The organism is Sulfurihydrogenibium sp., assembly GCF_027448985.1.
Lineage (GTDB): Bacteria > Aquificota > Aquificia > Aquificales > Hydrogenothermaceae > Sulfurihydrogenibium.
Genome location: NZ_DAIDMN010000017.1, coordinates 1 through 18705 on the forward strand (window position 1 = coordinate 1; position 18705 = coordinate 18705).

The following is an 18705-nucleotide window of genomic DNA, read 5'->3' on the forward strand; positions in this document are numbered from 1 at the left end:
GGAAGTAGTTCTAAAGGCTTTTCATAGATGGGAGATATCCGCAGTACACAAGTTTAGAGGTATGTTTGCCTTTGCTATATACGACAAAAAAGACCAAAAACTTATACTATGCAGAGATCGTCTTGGAGTAAAGCCACTTTATTGGTATTACAAGGATGGGCTTTTTATGTTTGCTTCCGAGCTTAAGGCTTTTCACCAACATCCAGGCTTTGAGAAAAAGCTAAACATACAAGCCTTGAGTCTATATCTCCAATATGGCTACATTACATCCCCTCATAGCATCTTTGAAAACACCTATAAACTAAAGCCTGGTCATTTTTTAATAATTGACAGAAAGGGAAATATAGAAGAGATAGCCTATTGGAAAGTGGAAGACTACTTTAGCGAAAAAATCCAAAAAATAAATGAGGAAGAGCTTGTGTATAAGTTTCAATACACAGTGAACACCTACCCCTTTAAAATAATTTCAACAAAAACAGGAGGTAGGTTATATGAAAGGTATTATAGGAACCCCTATGTATATGACAACACTCTTTCCTAAAAAACTATCAAACAAGATTAAAGACATTCCTTTAACAAAAGAAGCCAAAAAAAGACTAAAATGGATACAGCACTACCAAGATACAAAAAATATATCCAAAACCTGCAGATACTTCGGAATATCAAGAACTACCTTCTATAAATGGTTTGAAAGATACAAAAAAGACGGACTTGAAGGACTTCTTGATAGACCTAAAACACCAAAAAACACAAGAAAACCAACTATAAGAAATCAGTACAGAGAACAAATAATAAAAGTCAGGAAACAAAACCCAACTTGGAGCAAAGAAAAAATATCAGTATATCTACAAGAAGAAAAAAACATAAAAGTATCACCATCTACAGTGTATAAAGTATTAAAAGAAGAAGGATTAATAGAGAGAACAAAATCAATTAAAATACAAAACAAAAGAAAAAAGAGTATAAAGAAGAAAAGGACAAAAAGAGGCTTGCAAGCTCAAGCCCCAGGGGATGTAGTACAAATAGACGTAAAACACCTGAACATCGCAGGTGCAACATATTACCAATTCACAGCTATAGATAAGTATAGCAGATTTCGTTTTGCACGGGTATATGAAAGTAAAAATTCAAAGAAAACAAAAGAATTTTATATTGAGTTAAATGAGTATTTTGAATTTGAGATAAAGAGGGTACAAACAGATAACGGGAGTGAGTTTTTAGGGGAGTTTAACAAGTATTTAACGGATATAGGAGTAGAACATTACTTTAGCTATCCAAGGAGTCCAAAGACTAATGGTGTTGTAGAGAGATTGATAAGGACAATAGAAGAGGAGTTATGGTTGATAGAGGGATTAGATTACACATTAGAGGAGATGAATAAGAAGTTAAGGAAGTATGTAAGGAAGTACAATTTTATAAGGCCACATCATTCTTTAGGATACAAAAGACCAGTAGACATTGTTTATGGAGTATGATAAAATTTTTAGGTGAAGGTGTTCACGATGTATAGAACTCATACAACCAGTAGACATTGTTTATGGAGTATGATAAAATTTTTAGGTGAAGGTGTTCACGATGTATAGAACTCATACATCAACTTTGATGAGGTAAAATAGGAGGTTTTTTTATGAAAAAATTTGCATTGATAGGAGCAGCTGGGTACATAGCACCAAGACACATGAAGGCTATAAAAGATGCAGGCAATATCTTAGTTGCAGCTTTAGATAAGTGTGATAGTGTAGGGATATTAGATAGCTACTTCCCTGATGCTCATTTTTTTACAGAGTTTGAAAGATTTGACAGATTTATAGATAAACTCAGAAGAAAAGGGGAAAAGGTGGATTATGTCTCTATCTGCTCACCCAACTATTTACACGATGCGCATATTAGGTTTGCATTGAGAAATGATGCAGATGCAATATGTGAAAAACCCCTTGTCCTGAATCCTTGGAATATAGATGCTCTTAGTGAGATAGAAAAAGAAACTGGAAGAAAGGTTTACAATGTTTTACAACTTAGAGTTCACGATTCTATAATTTCTTTAAGAGATAGAATTCAAAACGAATACAAAGCAAAAAATAAAAAATATAATATAGATTTGACTTACATTACTTCAAGAGGTAACTGGTATTTTGTTTCTTGGAAAGGAGATTTATCAAAATCTGGAGGAGTAGCAACAAATATTGGAATTCACTTTTTTGATATGCTTATCTGGATTTTTGGAGATGTTAAGCATACAGAAGTACATTACTCAGAACCTTTAAAGAAGATGTCTGGGTATATAGAACTTGAAAAAGCAAATGTAAGATGGTTTCTATCTGTAGATTACAACGACCTTCCAGAAGAAATAAAACAAAAAGGCCAAAGAACTTACAGGTCTATAACTTTTGATGGGGAAGAGATAGAATTTTCAGAAGGGTTTACAGATTTACATACAGTAGTGTATAAAGACATTCTAAACGGTGGTGGTTTTGGTCTTGAAGATGCAAGACCTTCTATTGAATTAGTTTATCAAATCAGGAATTTAAATCCCGTTGGATTTAATGAGAGAGCTCATCCTCTAGCTGTGGAGAAGTTGTATGGAAAAGAGTAATTACTTTGTCCATGAATCTGCGTACATAGATGAACCTGTAGATATAGGAGAAGGAACAAAAATATGGCATTTTTCCCATATTTTACCAAATACAAAAATCGGTAAAAACTGTATTATTGGACAGAACTGTATGATAGGTCCGGATGTAAAAATAGGAGACGGATGTAAAATACAGAATAACGTCTCTATATACAAAGGTGTAGAGCTTGAAGATTACGTTTTTTGTGGACCTTCCTGTGTTTTTACAAATGTTCTAACACCCAGAGCATTTATAGAAAGGAAACACGAATTTAAAAAAATCATTGTTAAAACCGGTGCTACAATAGGAGCTAACGCAACTGTAGTTTGTGGAAACACCATAGGGAGATACGCAATGGTAGGGGCAGGAGCTGTAGTAGTTTGTGATGTTGAGGATTACGCTCTTTACACTGGAGTTCCTGCTAAAAGGGTTGGTTGGGTTTGTAAATGTGGAGTAGTTTTAGTCCATAAAGACAGGATAAAAGGTGATGTAGTAAAAAAAGATGGAAAGATAGAAATTATTTGTAAAAGTTGTAAAAGTAGATATCTTTTAGAAGGTAATAAATTCTATCCTTTAGAGGAAAAAGTATGAAAATTATAATTAATGTTTTAAACGAGGAAATTTTAGATAATTTACTATGGTTGTTAAAACATTTTGAAAAAGATGGTGTAGAAATTATTAAAAGTGAAGAAGATAAAGAAGAGTGGAGTGATGAGTATATTGAAAAAAATTGGAAAGAAATAGGTATGAAAACAAACTCAGTAGATTTTGATGATGATGAGAAACTTTACGAAGCTGTAGGAGAGTTTTATAATGAGAAATATTCTGATTGATTTAAACATTCTTTTAGATTACTATGAAGAAAAAAGAAGAAAAAAGTTTCCTTATTCAGTAGAAGCTTTTGATTACTTGAAATACAAAGATTTTGCATTTGTATCTTCTTCATCTCTTGATAATTTTGTGTTTTTAAAGTATAAGTATATTTCAGATGCTTACCCAGATATGAAAAGACAGCATAAAATAAAAATAGTTAATAATTTTTTAAAGGAGATTTTATCTTTTTTCAAGTTAGCTAAAACTCCTACCTATATAGAGATAGATTGGGATGATGTAGAAGATTCTTTATTAATATCAAGTGCGAAAGCGATTAATGGTTTAATTTTAACAAGAAATGAAAATTTACTAAATAAATATCCTGATATTACAATATCTCCAAAAGAGTTTGTTGAAAAGTATGTAAAGGAAAATGAAAAAACAAATATTCCTATGTTAGACCTAACGAGAGAAACTTACTATATGTACCCAAAAATAGAAGAAAATATAGATAAAGTTATAAATAAATCCAATTTTATCCTTGGAGATGAAGTAAAAAAACTTGAAGAAAAAGTAGCAAACTACATAGGGACAAAATACGCTGTTGGAGTATCTTCTGGAACAGATGCTCTTGTCTTGGCTTTAAGGGCTCTAGCTATAATAAGAAAGAAACAGGAGTACTGGAACAAGGACGACCTTATAATAACGACTCCTTTTACATTTACTGCAACTGGAGACTCAATACTCAGGAGTGGAGCCACACCTTTGTTTGTTGATATAGACTTAGAAAATTATACCATTGATACACAACTGATAAAAAAAGCTCTTGACAAGTATTGTTCAAGGGTAAAAGGAATAGTTCCTGTTCATTTATACGGTCATCCTTGTAATATGGATGAAATTATGGATATTGCCAGAGAGTACAATCTTTTTGTAGTAGAAGATTGTGCTCAGAGTTTTGGTACAAAATGGGATGGCAAGATGACAGGGCCTTTTGGTGATGTGGGATGTTTTAGCTTTTTTCCATCTAAGAATTTAGGTGGATTTGGCGACGGTGGAATGATAACGACAAAGGATGAAGAAATTGCTGAAGTTATTCGTATGCTACTAAAACACGGTGGAAAGGATAAGTACAATGTAGACCATATTGGTTATAATGCAAGACTTGATACTATTCAGGCTGCAGTTTTACTGGCTAAAATGGAGTATATAGATGAGTTTACAGAAAGAAGAAGAAAAATAGCAAACATCTATAATAACCATCTTAAAGGTTTAAACTGGCTAAAAACACCATCTGAACATCCAAGAGCTTACCATGTGTATCATCAGTACACAGTAAGATTGATAGAAAAAGATAGAAATCAACTGCAAAAGTATTTAAAAGAAAACGGAATAGACTCTATGGTATACTATCCGGTGCCTCTTCATAAGATGAAAGTTTTTGTAAACAATGGTATGGAGATTTTTGAAAGTTTAAAAAATAGTGAGCTTGCATCTAAAAGTGTTTTAAGCCTACCTATTGAGCCATTGATGGAGGAAAGAGAAATTAATATAATTGTAGAAACTATAAAACAAGTGGAGGAAAATTAAAAAGATATGGAAAACAATATAAGGTTTAAAGTTCTTTTTCTTGCTTCATGGTATCCAAGCCGTATTCATCCTATAGCTGGTATTTTTATTAAAAGACACGCAGAGGCAGTTTCTTTATATTCTGATGTTGCTGTTTTATTTGTAACAGCCGATAAATCTCTAAAAGATAAAATTTATGATATAGAATATTCCATTGAAAATAATATACCAACTGTTAGAGTTTATTACAAGCGTTTTTCAAAAGTAAAAGGTGTGTCAAAATTTATAAATTTTTATAGATATCTTAAAGCAAGCTATTTAGGTTTAAAGATTATAAAAGAAAATTTTGGTAAGCCAGATTTAGTGCACGTTAATGTTGCTCTTTACGCTGGAATCACAGGATTATTACTTAAAAAATTAATAAATATCCCTTATTTGATTACAGAGCATTGGAGCGGATATATACCAAATAATGGAGATTATAAAGGATTAATAACAAAACTATTTACTAAATTAATTATAAAAAATGCAAGTGCCGTTACTACTGTATCTAATTATCTAAAAGATGCTATGCTAAAACGTAGTCTATATAATAAATATTTTGTTGTTCCAAATGTTGTCGATATAAAAATCAACTGTGTTCAATCAAAAATCGACAATAAAAAGAAAAAAATTCTACATATTTCTTTGTTATACGATAGAGAAAAAAATATAAGCGATATTCTTTTAGTCTTGAATAAAGTCGCTTATGAAAAAAACAGAGATGATTTTGAATTTCATATCCTTGGTGATGGCGTTGATAGAGAAAAGCTTCAAAACCAAGCCAAAGAACTTGGGCTTCTTAATAAATATGTGTTTTTTCACGGATTAAAAAAACCAGAAGAAGTATATAAATTTTTAGAAGACGCAGATTTCCTAATTACAAACAGTAATTATGAGACATTCTCTGTTGCAACTGCGGAAGCTTTGGTTTGTGGTGTTCCAGTAATAGCTACAAGATGCGGTGGTCCTGAGGATTTTGTTACTGAAGATTGCGGAATACTTATAGAACCCAGAAATCGTGAACAGTTGCTTCAAGCGATATTGTATATGCTTGATAATTCCCATAAATATGATAGAGAAAAAATATCTCAATATGCAAAAAGCAAATTTAGTTATGAAGTAGTTGGTAAGCAGTTTCAAGAGATATACAAATCAATAGCTAAAATTGAAGTACTAAAATAAGTAGACAATAAAAGGATAAAATATGATTAAAAGTATCTTTTCTACTTTTACTACACGTGTATTTTCTCTAATAATTTCATTTGCTACACTTATTTTAACTACCAATTACCTTGGTGCTGAAGGAAGAGGTTATATATCACTTTTAACTGCATCTGCTGGTTTAATAAATCTTTTTAGCGGATTTATAGGAGGTGCAGCACTGGTATATCTAATACCAAGAAATAAGAGTAGAAATTTTGTTATTCAGTCTGCAATCTTGTCTTATTTCTGGGCTTTTTTTGTTAGTATCGTTATAACTGCTTTTTTGTTTTTAACTCATTCAGTTGATAAAAGTATTATTTTTCATGTTTTTTTAATTGGTTTTTTGTTATCTATCCTTTCAATTCATACTGTAATCCTTCTTGCTTTTGAAAAAATAATTTTTCAAAACTTAGTTAATCTTTTACAACTTTTGGTAAATTTCATATTGTTTGCTATTTTATTGCTTGTATTTCATAAAGTTGAATTAAATTCTTTTATAGTTTCGTTGTATTCAGGGTATATAGCTTCATTACTTATGAGTATTATTCCTATTATCAAGAACCTGCCATCTAAAGTTGAAAATCTTTCTTTGAAATCTTCCTTAAAGGAAATATTAAAATACGGATTCTTTGCACAACTTAGTAATGTAATTCAGTATCTTAATTATAGATTTAGTTTTTTTGTATTAAATTATTTTTCAGGTGTTTCTGCTGTTGGAATATATTCAGTAGGAGTTGTAATATCAGAAGCGATATGGACTATTTGCGGAAGCATATCCTTAGTTCAATATTCAAAAATAGCAAACTCTAATGATATATCTTACTCCCAAAGAATAACACTAATGCTTGCAAAGTTATCTTTTTTAGCCACTTTTATAGCTGTTTGCTTATTAATACTAATTCCAGAAAGTTTATTTTCTATAATACTAGGAAAGGACTTTAGCTCTGTTAAACAGATTATAATCCTTTTATCTCCTGGAATAACTATTTTTGGTTATTCTGTAATAATAAGTCATTACTTTGCAGGTATAGGCAAGTATATTATTAATACAAAAGCATCATTTATTGGTTTAATTGTTACATTAATTTTTAATTTAACTCTTGTTCCGTTATATGGTTATTCTGGAGCTGCAATCTCAGCAAGCTTATCATATATAGCCACAGCCTTCTTTTTAATTTATTCCTTTATTAGAGATACAGGTATACCTCCTACAAAATTATTGCCATCAGTTGATGATTTAAAATTTGCAGTTAATAAACTTAAAATATAGGATAAAGAGGGATTTTGAAACATGTGCGGTATAGTTGGTTTGGTTTGTAATGAAAATATAAACTCAACTTTAATAAGAGACATGGCAAATACTATAAAACACCGTGGACCAGATGATGAAGGATTTATCTTTATGTATGAGAATAATATAATTGTCGCAGGTGGAAATGATACACCAGATAAAGTATGGAATTCTAACTTCCTGTATTCACCGAAAAGTCATATTAATTCCCTTGAAGGTAAAAAATTTAAGGTTGCTTTAGGACATAGGAGACTATCTATATTAGATCTTTCTCCGGCCGGACATCAACCTATGTGTGATGAAGCTCAAAAAGTTTGGATTGTTTTTAATGGAGAGATATATAACTATTTAGAGTTGAGAGAAGAGTTAAAACAAAAAGGTTATACTTTTATTACAAATACAGATACTGAAGTTCTATTAAAGTCTTATATAGAATGGGGGTTTGATTGTGTAAGCAAGTTCAACGGTATGTGGGCTTTTGCAATACTTGATTTAAGAAAAAATATCTTATTTTTATCAAGAGATAGATTTGGAGTAAAGCCGTTATACTACTACAAAGATGATAATTACTTTGCTTTTGCTTCTGAGATAAAAGCTTTACTTAGACTTCCTTTTATAAAAAAAGAAGTTAATTACGAAGCTGTTTTTGACTACATTGCCTTGGGTCTGGAAGAACAGGGAGAAGAGAGTTTTTTCAAAGAAATAAGAGAATTAAAACCTTCTTACAATATAGTTTTAAATTTGAATAACTTTGAATTTAAACTCCATAAGTATTATGAGCTTTTATACTATGATAAATTTGAAAAATATAATCCGGAGAAAGAGAAAAAGTATATATCCGAGATTAGAGAACTTATATTTGAGGCGATTAGATTAAGACTTAGGTCTGATGCAAGTGTTGGATCATGTTTAAGTGGTGGGCTTGACAGCTCAACCATTGTTTGCGTGATGAATGAAATAATTAAAAATCAACATTTATCTCAAGTAGGAGACTATATAAAATGTTTTACAGCTTCTTATAAAGATGACAAGGTAGACGAAAGTAATTGGGCAAAGATAGTTGTAGAAAGTACTAAATCTCAATGGATAAGAACTTTTCCTACAGAAAAGGAACTAATAGAAGATTTAGAAGACCTTATATACACTCAAGACATTCCTTTCGGATCTACAAGTATATATGCACAGTATAGGGTAATGAAAGCTGCATATGAAAGTGGTGTAAAAGTTCTATTGGATGGTCAAGGAGGAGATGAGTTATTTACAGGTTATATAGGATATTTTCCTACCTACTACAGAGAACTTATAAAGAATTTTGATTTTACTGATTTAATAAATGAAATAAAAAATGTAAATAACTCTCCTATAGATATTAAATCAATAATAAAAATGGCTATAAAATCAGAGTTAGGAAAGTTCTTAACTTTTCCTAAGATAAGAGACTTTTTAATTAAAAGAATATCTTATCCAATATCTTTACTTAATCCAGAATTTTATAAAGAATTTTCATACAGGATTAAAGATAGACAAGAGAAAATTCCCAATAGTCTTAATCAACAACTTCATCAGTTGATAACTGGCTTTAGCTTAAAAAGATTACTAAGGTATGAAGATAGAAATTCAATGCGATTCAGTATAGAATCAAGAACACCTTTTGCTGACGATATAAACTTGATAGAATACTGTTTTGAAATACCTTCGGTTTATAAAATTCATAACGGATTTTCAAAGTATGTTTTAAGGCAAGCCATGGACGGAGTTTTACCGGAACAAATTAGGAAGAGAGTAGATAAGGTAGGTTTTGCAACACCAGAAGAAAAATGGCTAAGGATTAATAAAGGTTTTGTAGAAGATATCATGTTTGAATCTCATATATTGAAAGATATTGCAAATATACAAAAACTAAAAAATGATTTAAAAAGTGAAATTATTTTTAATAGAGGATTTACACTTTGGAGATTTTTTAACCTTGGACTTTGGTATAAAATGTTTTTTGAGGGTAGTTTTAGATAATGAAAGTATTTAAAATTTTTGTGTTATACACACTACTTTATATTTTTTTCATTTTTGTATATAATAGATTTATTGCAGATTTGTTTTCGTACCAAGGCTATTTCTGGAATTTGAATATTATTAAAATTTTTACTGGGATTTTAATAATACTAATTTTATCAATATTATTACCAAAAGAATTTTCAAAACCTTCAGACTTACTTATCCATATTCATTTCATTTTTCCGTTCTTCTTTATGCTAGTTCTTTATGCCGTAGAAAATCAAGCAACAATATACATACTTGAATGTTTTTTTGCATTTTCAATAATACTACTTATAACAAAAATTAGATTAACTTTCCCAATTCTTCATATTTTAGAGGTAAACCTTCAGACAATATATAAGACACTATTTATTTTCTTCATTTTATATATCATCGTATTATCATATAAATATAAGAATTACTTTAACCTAAATTTATCAGATGTTTATTACTATAGATTTGAAATAGAAGAGATAAGTTCTGGATTATGGGGATATATTACACACTCCTTAAGCATTATTTTTGCGTCTTTCCTTGGAACTATTACTTTGTTAAAAAAACGTTATGGTGCATTCCTACTGTTAATTCTATTTTATATAATTATCTTTGCTCTAACATCTCATAAACAATATCTTTTTTTACTTTTTATGGTAATGGGTTTACACTTTATTATAAAAATTTTAAAAAATCCGATACCATTTGTACCGGTAATTCTAATTTTAATATCAATATTAGCTATAATTTTAGATTATCTATGGTTTGAACCTTGGATAAAGGCTTTATTTATAGACAGAGTTTTTTTTGTTCCTGTACAACTAAACTTTGTATACTACGAGTTTTTTTCTTCAAATCCAAAAGTTTTTTGGACAGATAGTAAATGGCTTCTATTAGACAAAATTATAGGATATCCTTATGATTTACCAGTTCCAAATGTTATAGGAGAATTTTTCTTTAACAACGCATTAACAAGTGCTAATACAGGATGGTTGGGTTCAGGATATGCTCACGCAGGTTTTTTAGGACTCATTGTATATGCAATATTTATTGGATTAATTTTAAAGTTTCTTGACCAAAAAGCAAAAAAATTAGGTAAAGAGTTTGTATTTATTTCGTTCTCTCCTTTTATAATTTCACTTATGCTTTCATCGGATCTGAAAACGGTACTTTTATCTCATGGATTAGCACTTTATTTATTTATACTTTCTACTTTTAATTTTAGAATAGATAAATCTAAATCTAATTTTGGAGGTGAATTATATGATAAATAAAAACATATGTATTGTTACTACTGTGCATTCACCTTTTGATGTTCGTATATTTCACAAAGAGGCAATCTCATTAAAAAAAGCTGGATATAATTTAACTATTATTGCTCCCCATGATATCAACGAAACAGTGAATGATATAAATATCATAGCTTTAAAAAAACATAAAGATCGTATTCAAAGGATGTTTAAAACTTCGAAACAAGCCTTTATATTGGCAGTTAATCAAAAAGCCGATGTTTATCATTTTCACGATCCAGAACTAATTCCCGTTGGATTAAAGCTTAAAAAATTAGGTAAAAAAGTAATTTATGATGTTCATGAAGACGTTCCAAGACATATTTTAACAAAGCCTTATCTTAATAGATTTATAAAACCAATAGTTTCTAAAATGTTTGAAATTTATGAAAATTATGCAGCTAAAAAATTTGACGTTATAATAACAGCAACCCCTTATATTAGAGATAGATTTAAAGAGATAAATAAAAATACAGTAGATATCAATAACTATCCAAAAATTGATGAACTATATGAACCAGTAAATTGGGATATAAGAAAAAATGAAATTTGCTATATTGGTGGAATAACAAAAATAAGGGGGATTGAAGAAGTTATAAAAGCACTTGAATATACAAATACTACACTTCATCTTGCTGGTAATTTTGAAAGTAAAGAGTTAGAAGAGTATATTAAGTCATTAAAAGGTTGGAGTAAGGTTAGATACTATGGTTTCGTTGGAAGAGATAAAGTAAAAGAAATTCTAAAAAATGTTAAGATAGGACTGGTAACATTATATCCAACAATAAATTACCTAGATAGTCTACCTGTAAAAATGTTTGAGTATATGTCAGCAGGTATTCCTGTTATAGCATCTAACTTTCCACTTTGGAAAGAGATAATAGAAAGAAATAATTGTGGTATATGTGTTGATCCTTTGAACCCAAAAGAGATAGCTAACGGAATAAACTATCTTTTAGAAAATGATCACATAGCTAAAACTATGGGAGAAAATGGAAGAAAGCTTGTTATGACGAAATATAATTGGGAAAATGAAGAAAAGAAATTATTAGATATATATTTTAAAATTCTAAAATAATATAAATGATATAAGGAGGAAGTGATTTGACGAAAATAATATCCATTGTAGGGGCAAGGCCACAGTTTATAAAAGCTGCGTTGGTTTCTAAAAAGTTAAGAGAAAAAGGGATTAAAGAAATTTTAGTTCATACTGGACAGCACTATGACTTTAATATGTCCGATGTCTTTTTCAAAGAGCTTGGTCTTCCGGAGCCGGATTACTACCTTGGCATTGGGTCGGGAAATCATGGAGAGCAAACTGGAAAAATGCTTATAGAAATAGAGAAAGTCTTACTTAAAGAAAAGCCGGATATTGTAATAGTTTATGGAGATACAAACTCTACACTGGCAGGAGCATTGGCAGCTGCAAAACTTCATATACCTGTTGCCCATGTAGAAGCAGGCTTGAGAAGTTATAATAAGAAGATGCCAGAAGAGATAAATAGAGTTCTGACAGACCATATATCTACATTTCTATTTGCACCTACTAAGACAGCCGTTGAAAATTTACACAAAGAAGGTATTTCTAAAGGTGTTTACCAAGTGGGAGATGTAATGTTTGATATTGCCTTGGAGAGTATTAAGAGGGTTGATGAGGAAAAAGTTTTAAGTAAATATGGATTAAATCCAAAAGAGTTTATTTTAGCCACAATACACAGGGCAGAAAACACAGACTTTAGAGAGAATCTTACAAATATCTGGGAAGCTTTAAACGAGATTGCATCTTATGGGTATAGAATTATATTCCCAACTCATCCAAGAACAAAAAGAGCTTTAAACGAAGCTGGAATTAATATCAACTTAAAAAATGAGAATCTATTATTAATAGAACCTGTTTCTTATTTTGAGATGTTAGCCCTTGAAAAGAATGCCAAACTTATAATAACAGATTCAGGTGGTGTTCAAAAAGAAGGTTATTTCTGGGGAACACCGTGTGTAATTCCAAGAAATGAGACAGAGTGGATTGAATTGGTAGAAATAGGATTTAATAAACTTGTTGGAAATAAGGCAGAAGATATTGTAAAATACTCATTAGAGGTTTTAAACGGTGAAAAGCAATATAATATAATTGAGCACTTCTATGGAAAAGGTGATGCTTCTGATAAAATTATTGAGGTTTTAACTCAAGTATGGTAAAGAAGAATATATGGATTATAAACGAATATGCAGGTTCTCCTTATCATGGAATGGGAGTGCGACATTACTACCTAGGTAAAGAACTTTTAAAGTTTGGCTACAATGTTACAATAATAACAGCTTCATATTCACATCTATTCAAAAATCCTCCTAAAGTAAAAGATAGATTTGAGTTAGAAAAAATTGATGGAATTGATTATCTTTGGATAAAAGTTCCTCAATATAAAAAATCTTGGGATAAAAAAAGATTAGTAAAATGGTTCCTTTTCACTTACTTCTTATTTAAGTTACCTTTAAGCAAATTGTCTAAACCAGACTATATTATTATTTCAACTAATGAAACTTTACCTGTATTACCTGCTTATAAATTAGCCAAAAAACATAATTCAAAGTTAATCTTTGAAGTCAGGGATATTTGGCCTCTTTCAATAATTGAACTTGGTAATTACTCTCCCAAGCATCCATTTATTAAGCTACTTAAATATTTTGAAGATATGGCTATTAAAAAAAGTGATCTGATTGTATCAGTTTTACCAAATTATGGAGAGTATCTCAAAGATAACGGTTATAAAGATAAAAATTTTATATATATCCCAAACGGAGTAGACTTAGAGGATATGGAAAGAACTGAACCTTTAAACGAAGACATCAAAAAGCAAATTCCTATGGATAAATTCAAAGTTGCTTACACTGGTACAGTAGGGATAGCTAACGCATTAGAGTATTTAGTCGAAGCTGGGAAAATTTTGAAAGATTATAAAGATATTTTAATTCTTATAGTTGGAGAAGGAGGAGAAAAAGAAAAATTACAAAAAATGGCTGAAGGTTATGATAATATTAAATTTTTACCAGCTATTCCAAAAAGGCAGGTTCAAAGTCTGTTAAGTTTAGTAGATGCCTGTTATATAGGATGGAGGAATAAGAATATTTATAAATATGGAGTATCAGCTAATAAAATTTTTGATTATATGTATGCAGGAAAACCTATAATACACGCAATAAACACAAAAAATGATATCGTAACTATGGCAAATTGTGGTATGTCTGTAGAGGCAGAAAATCCAAAGGCAATTGCTGAAGCTATCTTGAAATTATACAATATGAGTCAAGGGGAAAGAAAAAAGCTTGGTGAAAATGGAAAAAAATATGTTATCGAAAATCACTCGTATGAAAAGTTAGCAAAAAAACTGATAAAGGCTTTAGAGGAATTAAAATAATGATTAAAATTGAAAAAAAAACAAAATTGGAAGACATTAAGAATGTAGCACAATTACATAAGTTATATATATCTTCTGGATTTATATCATCTTTAGGTAACAAATTTTTGGTTACACTTTATGATTATATATCCAAATCGGATAATTCTTTTTGTATTGTAGCAAAATACAATGAAAATATTATTGGGTTTATTTCAGGAACTCAAAGTATATCAGAATTATATAAGGGATTTTTTAAAGAAAAATTTCTTGAAGCTTCTTTTACTTTATTTCCGCAAATCTTTAAACCTAAAAATTTTTTTAAGCTTATAGAAACAATCCTTTACCCTAAGAAAAAAAGTATCATTCCAAGTGTTCCAGACGCAGAACTTTTAAGTATAGTTGTTGATAAAAATTTTCAAGGGAAAGGTATATCTTCTTTACTCTTTAACACGTTAGTTGAAGAGTTTAAAAAACGCAAAATATATTCATTTAAAATTGTAGTTGGTTCAAATTTAACTAAAGCAATAAGATTTTACGAAAAAATGGGATGTAAAAAAATAGCAGAAATAGAAATTCATAAAGGAGAAAAATCATACATATACGTTTATAATATAAAATCAGAGGTAAAAAATGAGTAAAAAAACGGATGTTTTTAAAGCAAAAATTAGTGAATATCTTTCTTTAGATAACGTCTTTTTATTCTGGAAAGGTAGAGTAGCACTGTATGCAATATTAAAGGCTATTGGTATAAAAGAGGGAGATGAAGTTATTTTGCCAGCTTTTACATGCGTAGTTGCAGTAAATCCAATAATCTATCTTGGAGCTAAACCTATTTATATAGATATAGAGCCCGATACTTTTAATATAGACCCCCAAAAGATAGAAAACAAAATCACTAAAAGAACAAAAGCAATTATAGCTCAAAACACATTTGGACTTCCTGCAAATATTGATCTTATTTTAGAAATTGCGAAAAGGAATAATATTTTTGTAATTGAAGATTGTGCTCATGGATTTGGAGGAACATATAAGGGTAAAAAAAACGGAACTGTAGCAGATGCTGCTTTTTATTCTACACAATGGAATAAGCCTTTTTCTACAGGATTAGGAGGAATAGCTGTAACAACCAATTCCGATATGGCAGAAAAATTAAGAAAATTAGAGAAAAAAGCTATACAACCTTCTTTTAAAGAAACTTTTCTATTAAAAGGGTTATTAAATATAAGAGAAAAATTACTTTCTTCAAATACTTATTGGGTTGCTTTAAAAACATATAGATTTTTAAGTGAGAAAAACTTGATAATAGGATCTTCTCAAGGTTATGAGCTTGAAAAACCGGTAATGCCTCCAGATTTTCTAAAGGGATTTAGCGATGTTCAAGCTGAGGAAGGAATCAAATACTTTGAAAAAGTTAATAATGAATACAAAATAGACAAGTTAATCAGTCATAGAAAAAAAATAGCTAGTTTATATAAAAAGATAATTATTGATCTTGGTTTTGAACCTCCTTTTGAGCCAGATTATACAGATCATACGTATCTCAGGTTTCCACTCCTTGTTAAAGATAGAAATAAATTTTTTAGATTGGCTCAAGATAATAAAATAGAACTTGGGGATTGGTTTCTATCCCCCATACATCCAATAACATCTAATTTTGAGTTCTGGTATTATAGATATGGGGAAAATCCAATAAGTGAGTATGCAAGCAAACATATAGTGAATCTACCAACACACAGTAAAATTAACGAAGACTTTATAGATAAAGTTTACGAATTTTTGAAGAAAAATAAAGATGAAATAATCGGTTGTTATTTAACGGAAAATTTGATTAGGGAGGAAACTTAATATGCAAATTCCCTTTCATAGACCTTATATAACAGAGGATGAGATAAACGAAGTAGTAGATAGCCTTAAAAAAGGCTGGATTACGATGGGTTATAAAACTGTTGAATTTGAAAATAGATTTAAAGAGTATATAGGTTCTAAAAATGCTGTTGCTGTTAATTCCTGTACCGCTGGACTTCATTTAGCACTCAGAGCTATAGGATTAAAAGAAGGAGATGAAGTTATAGTTCCCACTATCACTTTTGTTGCTACAGCAGAGGTAGTTAACTATTTTAAGGCAAAGCCTGTTTTGGTTGATGTTGAAAAAGATACGCACCTTATTGATGCTTCAAAAATAGAAGAAAAAATCACACCTAAAACAAAGGCCATAATACCTGTTCATTACTCAGGACAACCAGCCGATATGGATGAAATTCTTGAAATAGCAAAAAAATACAACCTTTTTGTTATAGAAGATGCTGCTCACTCTTTACCTGCTTGGTATAAAGGTAGAATAGTAGGGATAATAGGAGATATAACAGCTTTTAGCTTCTATGCAACAAAAACACTTGCTACTGGCGAAGGCGGAATGATAACAACAGATAACGACGAATGGGCTGAAAAAATCAGAATATTGAGACTACACGGCATAAGCAAAGATGCTTGGAAAAGGTATTCAAAAGAAGGAAGCTGGGAGTATGATGTTTTAGACAATGGGTATAAGTATAATATGACAGATATTAACGCAGCTTTAGGTCTTGCACAGCTTAAAAAACTTCATTGGATGTGGGAAGAAAGAGTAAGAATAGCCGATGCTTATAATCATGCCTTTAAAGAATATGAAGAATTAATACCTTATATTGTAAAAAGTGATAGAGTTTCATCTTGGCATCTTTATCCATTAAAACTAAACTTAGAAGCTCTAAAAATAAGTAGAAATCAATTTATAGAAGAACTTAAAAGTAGGGGAATAGGAACTAGTATTCATTTTATACCTTTATATAGGTTTTCTTACTATAAAGATCAAGGATACGATAAAAACTATCCTAATAGTGAATGGATTTTTGAGAAAGTTTTATCTTTACCTATTTTCCCTGGAATGACTCAACAAGAGGTAAACTATATAATTGAAAATGTTATAGATATTGTAAATAAGAACAAAAGGTAATGAAATGATTTATAGGAAATATATAAAAAGAATTATAGACTTTTTATTAGCTTTAATAGGAATTATCCTTCTAATACCTTTTTTTATTATAATAGCTATTCTCATAAAAAAAGAAGATGGTGGTAGTATATTCTTTAAACAAGTTCGAGTAGGACAATATGGAAAACCTTTCAGAATTTACAAGTTTAGAACTATGGTAGAAAATGCTGGAAAGATGGGCTCTCAGGTGACAAAAGGAGATGACCCAAGAATTACAAAGATAGGAAAGTTTTTAAGAAAATACAAATTAGATGAACTTCCTCAACTTATAAATGTATTAAAGGGTGATATGAGTTTAGTAGGTCCAAGACCAGAAGTTCCAAAGTATGTTGAAGTTTATAAAGAAGACTATAACGAGATATTGAAAGTTAAACCTGGTATCACTGATTATGCTACTTTAGAATATGTAGACGAAGAAGAGATACTAAAAGGTGCTAATGATGTAGAAAAAGTCTATCTTGAAAAGGTGTTACCTGAAAAAATAAAATATTATAAAAAATATATTAACGATATTAGCTTTTTGACAGATTTAAAACTTATTTTAAAAACTCTTAAAAAGATAATAAGATGAGAAAAATAAAAGATTTTTTAAAAAAAATATTTGAACCTACAAAAGCAAAAAGATTTTTGTTTTTTTTATTTAATGATTTACTAATTTTCATGTTTAGCTTTATTTTCTCTTTTTACTTAAGATTTGAGTTTAACATACCAGAAAATTATAAAAGTTCAATAATTTACTGGGTAATACCTTTAACTTTAGGTAAAGTGTTAATTTTCTATTTTTTAGATATTTATAAATTAAACTGGAGATTCGTTGGACTTCGTGAACTCTCAAAAATTTTCTTAGGTTTACTTTCCTTTTTTGTAGTTATTTTCTTTTTGAATTATCTCCTACAGAAAAATTTTAACTCTTTGTCTATTCCTCAATCTGTTTTAGTTATAGATTTTTTCATATCTCTAATTTTAATTGGATCGCTTAGAATCTCAAAAAGGATTTATTTAGAAATTTTTTCTATAAATAAAAGTGGTAAAAGAACACTTATAGTAGGTGCAGGGTCAACAGGAGAAAGGATTGTAAGAGGTTTAATAAAAGATCCAAATTATAATCCTGTAGGATTTGTAGATGACGATCCTAACAAATTAGGTACTACTATTCACGGTGTACCTGTTTTAAACAGCCTAGATAATATTCAAGATGTTATTAAGGAGAATAGAATAGAGTCTGTTATTTTAGCTATTCCAAGTCTTAATCATAGAGAGATAAAAAGATTATACAATTTTATTAAAGAGCAAGGAATAAATGATATAAAAATAGTACCAAGTTTAAAAAACCTCCCTAACAACATAGAACTATCAGTAAAAACTTTAAAGGACATCTCTATAGAAGACTTACTATTTAGAGAGGAAATTAATATAGATAAAGATAAAGTCA

The 18705-nt window shown here is 29.8% G+C and carries 16 protein-coding genes and 2 pseudogenes; all 18 read left to right on the plus strand.

The window, feature by feature from the left end; translation table 11 throughout:
- Positions 1-541, plus strand: a pseudogene (locus NE054_RS02660) (hypothetical protein); the annotation flags it as partial.
- Entirely contained in the window at positions 492-1475 is a 984-nt protein-coding gene (locus NE054_RS02665; RefSeq protein WP_297888126.1) for an IS481 family transposase, read from the plus strand. The pseudogene NE054_RS02660 and the gene NE054_RS02665, both read left to right, overlap by 50 nt.
- A gap of 152 nt (positions 1476-1627) precedes the next feature.
- Complete coding sequence (locus NE054_RS02670; RefSeq protein WP_297888130.1) at positions 1628-2593, plus strand: Gfo/Idh/MocA family oxidoreductase; 966 nt, start codon at positions 1628-1630, stop codon at positions 2591-2593.
- On the plus strand, positions 2580-3203 hold the full coding sequence (locus tag NE054_RS02675; RefSeq protein ID WP_012673710.1) for an acyltransferase: 624 nt from the start codon (positions 2580-2582) through the stop codon (positions 3201-3203). Before NE054_RS02670 ends, NE054_RS02675 begins: the two co-directional genes overlap by 14 nt.
- A complete protein-coding gene (locus NE054_RS02680) occupies positions 3200-3445 on the plus strand; it encodes a hypothetical protein (protein ID WP_012674793.1) in 246 nt (81 codons plus the stop codon). The genes NE054_RS02675 and NE054_RS02680 overlap by 4 nt, the downstream gene beginning before the upstream one ends.
- A complete protein-coding gene (locus tag NE054_RS02685) occupies positions 3426-5015 on the plus strand; it encodes a DegT/DnrJ/EryC1/StrS family aminotransferase (protein ID WP_297888134.1) in 1590 nt (529 codons plus the stop codon). Before NE054_RS02680 ends, NE054_RS02685 begins: the two co-directional genes overlap by 20 nt.
- A 6-nt stretch (positions 5016-5021) precedes the next feature.
- The gene (locus NE054_RS02690) at positions 5022-6218 is read left to right on the plus strand and encodes a glycosyltransferase (protein WP_297888136.1); all 1197 of its coding nucleotides are present in this window, start codon (positions 5022-5024) and stop codon (positions 6216-6218) included.
- A gap of 22 nt (positions 6219-6240) precedes the next feature.
- Positions 6241-7509 (plus strand): polysaccharide biosynthesis C-terminal domain-containing protein, encoded by a 1269-nt coding sequence (locus NE054_RS02695; protein ID WP_297888138.1) that lies wholly within the window; start codon positions 6241-6243, stop codon positions 7507-7509.
- A gap of 21 nt (positions 7510-7530) precedes the next feature.
- The gene (gene asnB, locus NE054_RS02700) at positions 7531-9540 is read left to right on the plus strand and encodes an asparagine synthase (glutamine-hydrolyzing) (protein WP_297888141.1); all 2010 of its coding nucleotides are present in this window, start codon (positions 7531-7533) and stop codon (positions 9538-9540) included.
- Positions 9540-10832 (plus strand): hypothetical protein, encoded by a 1293-nt coding sequence (locus NE054_RS02705; RefSeq protein ID WP_297888143.1) that lies wholly within the window; start codon positions 9540-9542, stop codon positions 10830-10832. The genes asnB and NE054_RS02705 overlap by 1 nt, the downstream gene beginning before the upstream one ends.
- Entirely contained in the window at positions 10822-11925 is a 1104-nt protein-coding gene (locus NE054_RS02710; RefSeq protein ID WP_297888145.1) for a glycosyltransferase family 4 protein, read from the plus strand. Before NE054_RS02705 ends, NE054_RS02710 begins: the two co-directional genes overlap by 11 nt.
- 26 nt (positions 11926-11951) lie before the next feature.
- Positions 11952-13043 carry a UDP-N-acetylglucosamine 2-epimerase (non-hydrolyzing) gene (gene wecB, locus NE054_RS02715; protein ID WP_297888149.1) on the plus strand — a complete coding sequence of 364 codons (1092 nt, stop codon included), beginning with the start codon at positions 11952-11954 and terminating at the stop codon, positions 13041-13043.
- Positions 13037-14260 (plus strand): glycosyltransferase family 4 protein, encoded by a 1224-nt coding sequence (locus tag NE054_RS02720; protein ID WP_297888152.1) that lies wholly within the window; start codon positions 13037-13039, stop codon positions 14258-14260. The genes wecB and NE054_RS02720 overlap by 7 nt, the downstream gene beginning before the upstream one ends.
- Complete coding sequence (locus NE054_RS02725; RefSeq protein WP_297888154.1) at positions 14260-14880, plus strand: GNAT family N-acetyltransferase; 621 nt, start codon at positions 14260-14262, stop codon at positions 14878-14880. The genes NE054_RS02720 and NE054_RS02725 overlap by 1 nt, the downstream gene beginning before the upstream one ends.
- Positions 14873-16087 carry an aminotransferase class I/II-fold pyridoxal phosphate-dependent enzyme gene (locus tag NE054_RS02730; RefSeq protein ID WP_297888156.1) on the plus strand — a complete coding sequence of 405 codons (1215 nt, stop codon included), beginning with the start codon at positions 14873-14875 and terminating at the stop codon, positions 16085-16087. Before NE054_RS02725 ends, NE054_RS02730 begins: the two co-directional genes overlap by 8 nt.
- A 1-nt stretch (position 16088) precedes the next feature.
- On the plus strand, positions 16089-17234 hold the full coding sequence (locus NE054_RS02735; RefSeq protein WP_012673735.1) for a DegT/DnrJ/EryC1/StrS family aminotransferase: 1146 nt from the start codon (positions 16089-16091) through the stop codon (positions 17232-17234).
- A 4-nt stretch (positions 17235-17238) separates the two neighbouring features.
- Positions 17239-17844, plus strand: a complete 606-nt coding sequence (locus tag NE054_RS02740; protein WP_012674717.1) for a sugar transferase — start codon at positions 17239-17241, stop codon at positions 17842-17844.
- A pseudogene (locus tag NE054_RS02745) lies at positions 17841-18705 on the plus strand (polysaccharide biosynthesis protein); the annotation flags it as partial. The gene NE054_RS02740 and the pseudogene NE054_RS02745, both read left to right, overlap by 4 nt.